We start from the raw sequence: 11,132 nt of genomic DNA, 5'->3' as shown, positions 1-11,132 counted from the left end.
CCAAATGCTTTTGGTTTTTTATACTGGATATCCAGTACGCTGCTCATTTTATCACCATACTTTGCCTGGAAACCGCCATTGTAAAAATTGACGTTCCTGGCTAATTCAGGGTTGATAAAACTAAGCCCTTCCTGTTGGCCGCTACGCACCAGGTAGGGTCTAAAAATTTCAAAGTCGTTGATGTAGATCAGGTTCTCATCGTAATTACCACCACGCACGTTATATTGAGAAGTGAGTTCATTGTTACTGCCTACGAGTATTTTGATCAATCCTTCCACACCACCGGTTGTGCTGGGTAAAACGAGTGCATTCTTTGGGTTTATTTTGGTTAACCCCAGTTCTTTTCTTTCCCTGTCGTTGGTAACAACAACGGTGACAAGTGTTTTACCATTCCGCTGTAAACGCACCGTAATGTGTTCTTCTTCATTTTCACTTAAATAAAAATTCTTTTGAATTTCCGTATGGCCAGTGTAAGAAAAAGTAAGGGCTGTTGCCTTGCCGGCAGTTACTGTGATGCGAAAGAAACCACTATCGTTTGTAACAATGCCGGTGGTTTTGCCAAGTATGGTTACAGAAACACCGGGCAATGGGTTTTCATTTTCATCAATTACCTGCCCGCTAACGACAGCAGTTTTTTTTTGGGCAGATGCAGTTAAAAAAAACAGGACCAATACCAGTGAGGTAAATACTCTCATTGCATGAAGGTAAATATTTTATGTTTTAATAAGACTGTCACAAAAAATTTGCTTCCTTCTCTTTAATTTTGAAAAAAAATAATTTGAAAAATTTATTGTTCGTCGCCCTTATACTATTGCCATTTTTTTACAGTTGCAATGATGGCAATTCAAAAAAAGCTGCCACTAAAACCGCCGCTATTGATTCACCTTCCAACTCGCTGGTTTATTTAACAAGGGCTGATTCCTGGCCGGCGCTATTGAGCCAGAATTGGGAAGCTAAGGAAGATGTTGATGATGGAATATTGAGTAACAGCAGTGACCTTGAAATGCCCTTTCGCAGTTATTGTTTTTTTGATGATGGCGTGATGGTGCAAAACCCACGTGATAATATGAAAACAGGTAAATGGACATTGGATGAAAAAACAAAGATGATTCACCTGGTTTTTGATGACGGTTCCAAAAAAGATCTGGGCTTGAATGGTATTGGCGTTAACAGTCTGCTGCTGAAAACCGGTAAAGACAAGCCTGTAAAATATATTGCAGATGGCATGAAGCGCAAAGTAGTTTCGGATCATCCTTTTTATCCTTCCAATAATCTATGGCGAAAAAAGCCAGCCCAAAAGGAAACGGATGAAGCATTAAAAAACCGCATCATTCAGTGTGTACTTTTTTATAATAAATTTTTCCAGGATAATGCCGACCGCAAGGGAAAAGTTATTTCTTTTTATGGAATACCTTCCTGTTTTAAATGGTACAAAGGAGGCATATCCATCACCAATAAAGATAAGCTGAACCAAAAATGGGTTGACTGTTTTTACAATAGAGACCAGGCCATACAGGGGCAGCAAATGCTTGAAAATATCATCTCCAAAAAATACAAATGGAACCTTGATGAGCCCAGTTGGATAAAGCAATCAGCCGGTGTGTTACTGCAAATTGCGGATTCGCTTAAATAGCTTTCAGGGCGGCGATTGTAGCGATCGGATCGGCAGCTTTAAAAACGGTACTGCCTGCAACCAGAATATCTGCACCAGCATCGATAATGAGTTTTGCATTGTCCAGTGTTACACCGCCATCAATTTCGATGCTGACATTCAGCAACTGCTCATCAATCATTTCTCGCATTCTTTTTATTTTATTGATGGTATGTGGTATAAAAGACTGTCCGCCAAAACCCGGGTTTACACTCATCAGCAATACCATATCTACATCTTGCAAAATATCTTTCAGCAACTCCACCGGCGTATGCGGATTCAATGCCACACCGGCTTTCATACCTAAACTTTTTATTTGCTGAACATTGCGGTGTAAATGTGTGCAGGCTTCGTAATGTACCGTTAAAATATCAGCGCCTGCATCTTTAAAAGCCTGGGTATACCGTTCGGGTTCTTCAATCATCAAATGTACATCGCAGGTTTTTTTAGTAGTTTTTCTAAAAAAATTCACCAGCATGGGTCCGTAACTGATATTGGGCACAAAGCGTCCATCCATTACATCCAGGTGAAACCAGTCTGCCTGGCTTTCATTCAGCATGTCGCATTCATTTTGTAATTGTAAAAAATCTGCTGCAAGAAGGGAAGGAGCGATGAGAGCCATTTTGATTATTTAATTTAAAAAAGTCTTAAGTCTGATTTCTGGAAAGCAAAGTTAAGTGCATCAGGTTAAAAGCAACTTGCTTGTTGTACACTTTTAATTGAAAAGAATATCAAATCAATTTAGTGCTCGTATTTAACGGAAACAAAATTACTTAACGCCTAACCTGGCCAACGCATCTTTTGCCTCAGCATAATCAGGGTCAATTTGTATAGCTGCCTGGTAATTCATAATGGCTTCCTTTGGCTGTTCTAATTTTTCATAACAACGTCCCAGCCAGTAATAGGCTTCATCATACGTGCTTTGCAGTGCCACTGCTTTTTCAAGCGATTGGATGGCCTCTTTATATTGGCCAAGATTGTACAGGCAAATAGCTTTCTCTTTATAGGCGTCTGTGTAGGTATAATCTATTGCCAGGCAGGTGTCAAAAAAGGGTATAGCTTTTTCACAATCGTTGATGTACGAGTAATAGAACCCTTTTATAAACTCAGCCTGCTTACCTGCTTTGGCCAAAGAATCAGCGAGCAACCAATTTGCCACCGAAAGCGCTTTTGCATTTTTTGTTTGGGCATAAATTAACCCGAGCGAAATTCTATATATCGGTTGCGGATCAATGGCGATGGCCTTTTCAAAAGAACTCATTGCATTAACTGTGTCTTTGTTCAAAAAATGCAAGGTGGCTTTTATATCCCACAATCTTGCATTGGCGCTGTCTTTCTGGATTGCTTTTTCTGTTTCTGTAATAGCCTGGCCGTAGTTGCTGTTTTCCCTGAAATACTGAATCAGATTTTCCTTCAGCAATAATGAATCAGGATGTTGATTGATAGCATCCCTTAACTGTTTTTCCTGTTCAGGCAATGCAGCTTCTTTGCTATTGGTATCAGTGTTGTTACAAGCAGTACACCAAATGCAGGCGGTAATCAATCCTAAAAAAATATTCTTCATGTCGGTTAATAGTTGGCTGCAAATTTAGTGGCTTGTAAATAAGCGGCTGCAATTTTTTAGCTCGCAAAAAAACACCGCTTATCTTTATGTTTCAATTTTATTGAAGATGAAAAAAACTGTCCTGTCCTTATTGCTATTATCATTGGCCATTTTTATAAGTGCTTATAAAAATCAACGGGCTTTACCAGTATCCATTGCTAATGATAAAACAGATACAGTTCAGTTTCCCGGCGAAACGCATTTTGCTAATGTGCAACAACTAACTTTTGGAGGTGATAATGCAGAAGCCTATTTTAGTTTTGACGACAGGTACCTCATCTTTCAAAAAACAAATCCTAAAGAAGGCATTGCCTGCGACCAGATATGGATGGGTAAAGTACCCACGCAAGCGGGCGAAAGATTTCAGCCCAAACTGGTAAGTACCGGAACCGGCAGAACTACCTGCGCCTATTTTTTCCCGGATGGAAAACACATTCTGTACGGCTCTACTCACCTGGCTTCAAAAGATTGCCCGCCGGTGCCGGACAGAAGTAAATATGGCAACAAATACATCTGGGCAGTGTATGAAGGATTTGACATTTTTAAAGCCGATACCAGCGGTAAAATTATACAGCAATTGACCAATACAAAAGGCTACGATGCAGAAGCTACTATATCTCCGAAAGGCGATAAAATATTATTCACCTCTATCAGGAACGGCGACCTTGATTTATATACTATGGACCTGAATGGCAGGCATGTAAAACAAATAACCAACATATTGGGTTATGACGGCGGCGCCTGGTTTAGCCCCGATGGAACAAAAATTATCTGGCGTGCAAGCAGGCCAACAACAGAAGCAGAAATAAAAGAATACAAAGACCTGCTGAAAGAAAACCTGGTAGCACCAACCCACATGGAAGTATGGATTGCCAATGCTGACGGAAGCAATGCACACCAGATTACTTTTTTAGAGCAGGCCAACTGGGCGCCCAATTTTACACCCGATGGAAAACGCGTTATTTTCTGCAGTAACCATGAGTATAAAAGAGGTTTTCCTTTCAATATGTACCTGACAGATCTGGATGGAAAAGGGCTGGAAAAGATAAGCCGTGATAAAGGATTTGATGCGTTCCCCATGTTTAGTCACGACGGAAAAAAGATTGTATTTTCCAGCAACCGCAACAATGGCGGCACGCATGATACAAATGTTTTTATTGCAGATTGGGTGGAATAATAATGGATAATTTTTTAATGGATAATGGATAATTAGAGACTATATAATTTCTGAATCGTTATTTGATGAACACCTAAATCAATTATCCATTATCAGTTAATCAATTATCAATTAAATCAGAGTTCAATCACCTCACAGTCCTTCATGTCCTTTCCGTCGATGGTAAAACGGATCAGCGTTCTTACTTTATGCCACCCTTGTTTACCTGCTGCACCGGGGTTCATGTGCAGGCAGCTGAGTTTGTCATCGTACATTACTTTTAAAATATGTGAATGGCCACTGATAAACAATTGCGGACGATGCAGCAAAATTTCTTTTTTTGTTTCGGGATTGTATTTCGGGGGATAGCCACCAATATGCCGCATCATAACTTTCACCTCTTCACACATAAAAACCAATTGCTCCGGATAAACGGACCGTATATCGGCACCATCAATATTACCATACACACCACTTAACGGGCGAATGGCATTTAATTCATTTGCAATTGCAATGCTTCCAAAATCACCTGCATGCCATATCAGATCACAAGCTTTAAAATGGTCAGCAACTGCTTTGTCAAGGTAATTATGGGTGTCTGATATAAGTCCTATTCTTGTCAACTAAATGGGTTTAAAAATGTAAATTTGATATTAAGATTGCACAATACAAAATCAGGCATGCCATTGTTCTGCTATCCGACGGTTCCATAAACAATGAAAATTGATTTCTTCATCAAACAACCAATTTTAACAGGCAATTTAAAATTATACCACAGTTAAATTCCGATAACGATGCCCCACTACCATAGCTTAGGAAATATTCCGCATAAACGCCATACGCAGTTTCGCAAGCCGGACGGCGGTTTGTATGCAGAACAATTGTTTTCAACAGAAGGTTTCAGCAATGACTATTCGTTGTTGTATCACCATTATCCGCCCACGCAAATTATTAAAACAGATAAACCGGTGAATGTGCAACCTATCATTGCCGAAGAAAAAATGCTGCAGCACCGCAGTTTTGAAGGCTTTAATATTCAACCCGAAAAAGATTTTTTACAAAGCCGTAAACCGGTACTGGTAAATAATGATTGCTATATTGTGTTATCGGCTCCCCAATTGAGTATGGGCAGTTATTTTTATAAAAATGCGGACGCTGATGAATTAATTTTCGTTCACGAAGGCGGCGGCGTTTTGCAAACCATGTATGGCGACATTAATTTTGGCTATGGGGATTACCTGGTTATACCAAGAGGTACGATTTACCAGATACATTTTTCATCCACCGATAACCGGTTGCTGATTGTTGAATCATTTAGCCCCATTCGTTATCCTAAAAAATACCTCAGCCCTTATGGACAGTTGCTGGAGCATTCCCCTTACTGCGAAAGGGATATACGGCCACCTGCAAATTTGAAGGCGCATGACGCCACCGGGGATTTTTTAATCAAAACAAAAAAGAGGGGCATGCTGTACGGCATCCATTATCATCACCATCCTTTTGACGTAGTCGGGTGGGACGGCTGCTGCTACCCGTTTGCATTTTCCATTCACGACTTTGAGCCTATTACAGGAAGAGTGCATCAGCCGCCACCTGTACACCAAACTTTTGAAGCGCATAATTTTGTGGTATGTTCCTTTGTGCCGCGATTATTCGATTATCATCCCGATTCGATCCCGGCGCCCTACAATCATAGCAATATTGACAGCGATGAAATGTTGTATTATGTGGATGGCGATTTTATGAGCCGCAAACACGTCACCCGGGGAATGATCAACCTGCATCCGGGCGGAATTCCTCATGGTCCGCATCCGGGAGCCGTGCAAAAAAGTATCGGCGCCAAACAAACCAACGAACTGGCAGTAATGATCGACACTTTTCACCCTCTGCAATTAACCACCACCGCCCTGGAAATTGAAAATGAGGGATACGTAATGAGTTGGGCCGAATAGATTTTTTTTAATTTTTACCTTAAACTTTTGAATTTGAAGTGCGCCCGGGCCGGCTATACGCAAGTACTCCGCAGCGCCTTGGTTACTGGGGCTGAAGCACGAAAATTTTACGGCGCTTTACGGGGTACTTGCTCCTATCCCTGGCGCTGCAACTCCGAAACAAATTCTGTCTCAAAGTATTGTACCCGTTGATTTGCAGCCTGCGGCATCATCCTACCTCACACCTTAATCAACCACAGATTTTTTGCAAAAATTTTAAAAAATCAAGCAACCATGATATGTTTTTTTTCGATTATAAAACCATCCTCCTTTTACAATCATTAAAACAATCAAAATCATGAAATTTTTTTACACTGCCATACTGGCGATGTTGCTATGTGGCTCCGCCAATGCTACCATCTGGAATGTTTCAGTTGCCAATAACACTTTTAATCCTGCAACAGTCAATGCTGTGGTGGGTGATGAAATTAAATTTAACTGGGTCATTGGTTTTCATACCACCACCTGCGGTAGTGGTTTGCCTGGCACTTCTCTGCCAGCGGGTGCCGCTGAATGGGATGCGCCGATGACATCAACCGCCACTACTTTCAGTTATATTGTTACTGTTCCCGGAACCTATTTATATGGCTGTACGCCGCATTTTGCATTCGGTATGCAGGGTACCATTACTGTCAGTAGTGTTTTGCCCATACAGTTCGGGTCGTTTGCTGTTTCAAACGCAGACGACAAAGCACTGGTACAATGGCAAACGTTTTCAGAACAGCATACTGATTATTTTTCTATCAGGAAAAGCACAGACGCTACCAGTTTTTATGAAGTAGGAAGGGTAGAAGCGGCTGGTAATTCAAACACGCCGCAATCGTACAATTTTATAGATACCGACCTGGGGAATATCAATAAATATTTGTATTACGAAATAGTAACTGTAGACATGGATGGAAGGGAAACCTTTTCCCCGATAAAAATGCTGCGCAATAACGCAGCAGTAAAGCAGGATCTGATTGTAAGCCTGAGTCCGAATCCCATTTCAAGACCGGGCCAGGTGCAGCTAAAATTTAATGCGGATAAAAGGGGTATAATGGATGTAACTGTGGTAAATATGTCGGGGAAGGTTGTTGTAAAAACCAAACTGGCAGCGTTTTACGGCTTAAATAATGGCCATCTGCATGTATGCGATTTACAAAAAGGTACCTACAACGTAATTTTTAGTCTGGCCGGAAAAAAGGAGACAAGAAAAATAATGGTACTGTAATATAAAATTGCCCCGAAATCATTTTCTTCTATTTTTTAAGATGATGGCACATTATTTTCTAAAAAGTGGTAAATTGTTTAATAATAAAAAATAATTTGCCATGATAAAATTCCACGACATTAAAGTAGGTGATTACCTGATGGCCGATAACGACGGCGATATATTACAGGGAGAAGTAACTGACCTGAACGGAGACGAAAAACAGGTATGTGTTGATACAGGAACGCAGGAGTTTTGGTTTGAGACCAGCCAGCTGCAACCTATTCCCCTTGATGAGGACCAATTAGCCCGGCTCAAATTCACAAAGCAGGAAAACGAAGACGGCAGTGTAAAATTTATGAAAGGTGCTTTTCGGATTTTATTGCATTCTAAGGGTGAATTCTCCAATATGGAAATATGGTACCGAGATGAAAGAAGACATATCATTCAGCCGTTAAGTGTTCACCAGTTGCAGAACCATTTTTATGAAATGACTAAAGTTCATCTGAATGATGAAGTATTTAGTTAATACTTAAATTAAAAAGAAAAGGTTGCATTCGCAACCTTTTCTTTTTTTGCATAATTCCGAAATACCCGGGAACCTTCCCAGACCATCACAAACTTCTGGCTGGATGCCTGCAATTGAATGTTATTTTATATCAGCAGACTTTAAAATAGTTTGCTGATCTGTATTGCTGACAATGCCGCTGTAGTTAATATTGATTTTATTGACTGACTGTATAAGGCCATATTTTTTGGCATAAAAACTTTGTACATCGCTTGTAATGGCTGAAGCAGGCAGTGGTATTCCAAATGCCGAAACTGCAATTGTAGACATGACATGAGTGACATCCGTGTAGGCAATATTGTTAACTGTTTTGCTGATTCCCTTTTCAGCAATGGTATTCACGATGGTTATGGTAAGCGGAACGCCTGAGGTCGTCACTGAATAATTCTGGCTCCAGGAAGTACCCGCTGCCGCATTATCTTTTAAATAAATATTTTCAAATAAATTGCCGCTTAAAGTCGCGGGCAGGTTTTGAAAATTATAATAATCACTCCCTGAAAGAAAATAATACTGGTTGGCTCCGCCGCTGTTAGTAAATACATGGTATGCTTTGCTATTAATTGTACTGTCACGGTCGGTAGAGGTAATCGTATAGTTAGTTGTAACCGCCGTTAGATTGTCTGTTAGCGCATAATTCCATGAGCTGTTTGCGGTAAAACTCATATATTTGACAGTATCAGCTGGAGAGGTGACAGTATCTTTTTTACAGGCAGCAATTCCACTGCAAACAACCAATAAGCCAAAAATGATCTTTTTCATGGGGAAAAATTGTTTTTAAAAGGTAAATATCTGATTATTTTAATAATAATTGAAATAATCCTCTTATCTTTGCGCTCCCAAAATATATGGCAAAGCAAGCACTCATTAAACAAGACGGTACAATTTTAGAAGCGCTGAGCAATGCTATGTTCAAAGTTAAGCTTGAAAACGGACACGAAATACTGGCAACTATTTCAGGTAAAATGCGGATGCACTATATCAGAATTTTACCGGGAGATAAGGTAGGCGTAGAAATGAGTCCGTATGATTTGACAAGGGGAAGAATAATTTTCAGGTATAAATAACAGGTACTAATAAATAAAAATTAACAAGATGAAGGTTAAAGCTTCCATTAAAAAGAGAAGTGTTGATTGCAAAATTGTACGCAGAAAAGGTGTACTGTTCGTGATCAACAAAAAAAATCCACGTTTTAAACAAAGACAGGGATAAATTGATAATGGTGAAAGCCATGTAAAACCAATCAACACATTAACAAACTAATCAAATTATGGCTCGTATTGCCGGTATAGATTTACCAAAAAACAAAAGAGGCGAAATCGGACTTACCTATATATATGGTATCGGTCGTTCTACTGCTCAGTATATTTTAGACAAAGCTTCTATAAGCTATGATAAAAAAGTGAATGAGTGGAATGATGAAGAACAGACTGCCATTCGTAACGTAATTAACAGTGAGTTTAAAACCGAAGGTGCTTTACGCAGTGAAGTGCAGATGAACATTAAGCGTTTGCTTGATATCGCCTGCTATCGTGGTTTGCGTCACCGTAAAGGATTGCCATTACGTGGTCAGCGTACCCGTACCAACAGCCGTACCCGTAAGGGCAAACGTAAGACAGTTGCCGGCAAGAAGAAAGTTGCTAAAAAATAATTAATTGATACCAGGTAGCACTTACCTGGTATCAGTTTTTACAGACTTAAACACAATTGAACAAACGCCGGATAGCTTATAAGTCAGCAGGAGGGTTTGATCAGTCCTTGTACAACAGGGATTTCATTATTTAAAAGATTACCTATTTAAGTTATTATGGCAAAAGCACAAAAGGCTCAAAGCGCAAAAGCAGCCGCAAAAAAAAGAGTAGTAAAAGTAGATAGCTACGGAGATGCTCACATCGTTGCAAGTTTCAACAACATTATTATCAGTTTAACCAACAAAAATGGCCAGGTTATTTCATGGTCAAGTGCTGGTAAAATGGGTTTTAAAGGTAGCAAAAAGAATACACCCTATGCAGCCCAGATGGCTGGTGCCGATGCAGCGAAAGTTGCTATGGACGCAGGTTTGAAAAGAGTGGATGTATTTGTAAAAGGACCAGGTTCAGGCCGCGAAGGTGCTATCAGGTCTTTGTCTCAGTCTGGTATTGAGATTAACATGATCAAGGATGTTACGCCTTTACCACACAATGGCTGCCGTCCTCCAAAGAAAAGAAGAGTATAACACTATGTCTGATGTCACATTTAATGATGTCTGATTTTGAAGATATCATCAAATGAAACATTAGCTGTTCTAACATAATTTTATCAACGGGTGCAACATTTATTTTACGATTTTTTAATGTTGCATCGTCACTAAAAAATCAACTTTATAATTATGGCAAGGTACACAGGCCCAAAAACAAAGATCTCCAGAATTTTCGGAGAGCCTATTACAGGAAACGGAAAGTGGTTAACTAAAAACAGTAACCCTCCGGGAATGCACGGAGCAAACCGCAAACGCAAAACTTTAGGCGAATACGCTTTACAGTTACGTGAAAAACAAAAAGCAAAATATACTTATGGTTTGCTGGAAAAACAGTTCCGCAAAACATTTGATGAAGCTGCAAGAAAGAAAGGTGTTACTGGTGAAAACCTGATTAAATTACTGGAAGCCCGTTTGGATAATGTGGTGTTTCGTATGGGTATTGCGCCAAGCCGCCAGGCTGCACGTCAGCTGGTTAGTCATAAGCACATCACTGTTAACGGTGATGTATTAAACGTTCCTTCTTATTCATTGAAACCAGGTGAAACTGTTGGATTGAAAAACAAGAGTGCTGTTAATACTTCTATTACTGGTAATGTTCGTGGAAAAAATACTAAATTCAACTGGATCGATTTTAACGAAACTGAATTGAAAGGTACTTTCATTGCATATCCTGAAAGAGAAAGTGTTCCTGAAAATATTAAGGAGCAGCTGATTGTGGAATTGTACTCTAAGTAA

The 11,132-nt window shown here is 39.8% G+C and carries 15 protein-coding genes; 10 read left to right on the top strand and 5 right to left on the bottom strand.

All coding sequences use genetic code 11. The features are described from left to right. On the bottom strand, positions 1–695 hold a 695-nt coding region (locus JWR61_RS14795), incomplete at its 3' end, for a carboxypeptidase-like regulatory domain-containing protein (protein ID WP_301928534.1). Positions 696–778: 83 nt separating this feature from the next. Between JWR61_RS14795 and JWR61_RS14790 the strand changes: the two genes are divergently transcribed. Next, positions 779–1,633 carry a hypothetical protein gene (locus JWR61_RS14790; RefSeq protein WP_301928533.1) on the top strand — a complete coding sequence of 285 codons (855 nt, stop codon included), beginning with the start codon at positions 779–781 and terminating at the stop codon, positions 1,631–1,633. Here the strand turns inward: JWR61_RS14790 and rpe are convergent. Both rpe and JWR61_RS14780 read right to left on the bottom strand, forming a co-directional pair. Continuing rightward, entirely contained in the window at positions 1,626–2,273 is a 648-nt protein-coding gene (rpe, locus tag JWR61_RS14785; protein WP_290335914.1) for a ribulose-phosphate 3-epimerase, read from the bottom strand. The two genes, JWR61_RS14790 and rpe, sit on opposite strands and share 8 nt — an antisense overlap. A 147-nt stretch (positions 2,274–2,420) precedes the next feature. Further along, on the bottom strand, positions 2,421–3,215 hold the full coding sequence (locus JWR61_RS14780) for a lipopolysaccharide assembly protein LapB (protein WP_301928532.1): 795 nt from the start codon (positions 3,213–3,215) through the stop codon (positions 2,421–2,423). A 106-nt stretch (positions 3,216–3,321) separates the two neighbouring features. On the opposite strand from JWR61_RS14780, the gene JWR61_RS14775 reads away from it, so the two are divergent. After that, positions 3,322–4,431 carry a hypothetical protein gene (locus tag JWR61_RS14775; RefSeq protein WP_301928531.1) on the top strand — a complete coding sequence of 370 codons (1,110 nt, stop codon included), beginning with the start codon at positions 3,322–3,324 and terminating at the stop codon, positions 4,429–4,431. 116 nt (positions 4,432–4,547) lie between these two features. Here JWR61_RS14775 and JWR61_RS14770 read toward each other — a convergent pair whose 3' ends face one another. Continuing rightward, a complete protein-coding gene (locus JWR61_RS14770) occupies positions 4,548–5,033 on the bottom strand; it encodes a metallophosphoesterase (RefSeq protein ID WP_301928530.1) in 486 nt (161 codons plus the stop codon). Between the two features lie 171 nt (positions 5,034–5,204). Here JWR61_RS14770 and JWR61_RS14765 point away from each other — a divergent pair, with 171 nt between their 5' ends. The 3 genes from JWR61_RS14765 to JWR61_RS14755 all read left to right on the top strand — a co-directional run bounded on the left by JWR61_RS14765 (position 5,205) and on the right by JWR61_RS14755 (position 8,122). After that, positions 5,205–6,362 carry a homogentisate 1,2-dioxygenase gene (locus JWR61_RS14765; RefSeq protein WP_301928529.1) on the top strand — a complete coding sequence of 386 codons (1,158 nt, stop codon included), beginning with the start codon at positions 5,205–5,207 and terminating at the stop codon, positions 6,360–6,362. A 337-nt stretch (positions 6,363–6,699) separates the two neighbouring features. After that, positions 6,700–7,614 carry a T9SS type A sorting domain-containing protein gene (locus JWR61_RS14760; RefSeq protein ID WP_301928528.1) on the top strand — a complete coding sequence of 305 codons (915 nt, stop codon included), beginning with the start codon at positions 6,700–6,702 and terminating at the stop codon, positions 7,612–7,614. A gap of 100 nt (positions 7,615–7,714) precedes the next feature. After that, complete coding sequence (locus tag JWR61_RS14755) at positions 7,715–8,122, top strand: hypothetical protein (RefSeq protein ID WP_301928527.1); 408 nt, start codon at positions 7,715–7,717, stop codon at positions 8,120–8,122. Positions 8,123–8,242: 120 nt separating this feature from the next. On the opposite strand, the gene JWR61_RS14750 is transcribed toward JWR61_RS14755, so the two are convergent. Next, on the bottom strand, positions 8,243–8,920 hold the full coding sequence (locus JWR61_RS14750; protein WP_301928526.1) for a hypothetical protein: 678 nt from the start codon (positions 8,918–8,920) through the stop codon (positions 8,243–8,245). Between the two features lie 86 nt (positions 8,921–9,006). On the opposite strand from JWR61_RS14750, the gene infA reads away from it, so the two are divergent. The 5 genes from infA (at position 9,007) to rpsD (ending at position 11,132) form a co-directional block, all read left to right on the top strand. After that, on the top strand, positions 9,007–9,225 hold the full coding sequence (gene infA, locus JWR61_RS14745) for a translation initiation factor IF-1 (protein WP_229760653.1): 219 nt from the start codon (positions 9,007–9,009) through the stop codon (positions 9,223–9,225). A gap of 28 nt (positions 9,226–9,253) precedes the next feature. Beyond that, positions 9,254–9,370: a 50S ribosomal protein L36 gene (rpmJ, locus tag JWR61_RS14740; protein ID WP_290335922.1), complete on the top strand. Its 117-nt coding sequence runs from the start codon at positions 9,254–9,256 to the stop codon at positions 9,368–9,370. Between the two features lie 58 nt (positions 9,371–9,428). After that, entirely contained in the window at positions 9,429–9,809 is a 381-nt protein-coding gene (rpsM, locus tag JWR61_RS14735) for a 30S ribosomal protein S13 (RefSeq protein ID WP_290335923.1), read from the top strand. Between the two features lie 156 nt (positions 9,810–9,965). Then, a complete protein-coding gene (gene rpsK, locus JWR61_RS14730; RefSeq protein WP_290335924.1) occupies positions 9,966–10,373 on the top strand; it encodes a 30S ribosomal protein S11 in 408 nt (135 codons plus the stop codon). 153 nt (positions 10,374–10,526) lie between these two features. Then, complete coding sequence (rpsD, locus tag JWR61_RS14725; protein ID WP_301928525.1) at positions 10,527–11,132, top strand: 30S ribosomal protein S4; 606 nt, start codon at positions 10,527–10,529, stop codon at positions 11,130–11,132.

It is taken from the genome of Ferruginibacter sp. (genome assembly GCF_028288465.1).
Classification (GTDB): Bacteria; Bacteroidota; Bacteroidia; order Chitinophagales; family Chitinophagaceae; genus Ferruginibacter.
Note: the sequence above shows the minus strand (reverse complement) of the source record. Positions and strands in the feature narration are given on the sequence as shown.

Excerpts from the sequence above, each read along its gene's own strand:
- JWR61_RS14765 (WP_301928529.1), top strand. The coding sequence starts at position 5,205 with ATGCCCCACTACCATAGCTTAGGAAATATTCCGCATAAACGCCATACG.
- JWR61_RS14760 (WP_301928528.1), top strand. The coding sequence starts at position 6,700 with ATGAAATTTTTTTACACTGCCATACTGGCGATGTTGCTATGTGGCTCC.
- rpmJ (WP_290335922.1), top strand. The coding sequence starts at position 9,254 with ATGAAGGTTAAAGCTTCCATTAAAAAGAGAAGTGTTGATTGCAAAATT.
- rpsK (WP_290335924.1), top strand. The coding sequence starts at position 9,966 with ATGGCAAAAGCACAAAAGGCTCAAAGCGCAAAAGCAGCCGCAAAAAAA.
- infA (WP_229760653.1), top strand. The coding sequence starts at position 9,007 with ATGGCAAAGCAAGCACTCATTAAACAAGACGGTACAATTTTAGAAGCG.
- JWR61_RS14755 (WP_301928527.1), top strand. The coding sequence starts at position 7,715 with ATGATAAAATTCCACGACATTAAAGTAGGTGATTACCTGATGGCCGAT.
- rpsM (WP_290335923.1), top strand. The coding sequence starts at position 9,429 with ATGGCTCGTATTGCCGGTATAGATTTACCAAAAAACAAAAGAGGCGAA.
- JWR61_RS14775 (WP_301928531.1), top strand. The coding sequence starts at position 3,322 with ATGAAAAAAACTGTCCTGTCCTTATTGCTATTATCATTGGCCATTTTT.
- JWR61_RS14780 (WP_301928532.1), bottom strand. The coding sequence starts at position 3,215 with ATGAAGAATATTTTTTTAGGATTGATTACCGCCTGCATTTGGTGTACT.
- rpsD (WP_301928525.1), top strand. The coding sequence starts at position 10,527 with ATGGCAAGGTACACAGGCCCAAAAACAAAGATCTCCAGAATTTTCGGA.
- JWR61_RS14750 (WP_301928526.1), bottom strand. The coding sequence starts at position 8,920 with ATGAAAAAGATCATTTTTGGCTTATTGGTTGTTTGCAGTGGAATTGCT.
- rpe (WP_290335914.1), bottom strand. The coding sequence starts at position 2,273 with ATGGCTCTCATCGCTCCTTCCCTTCTTGCAGCAGATTTTTTACAATTA.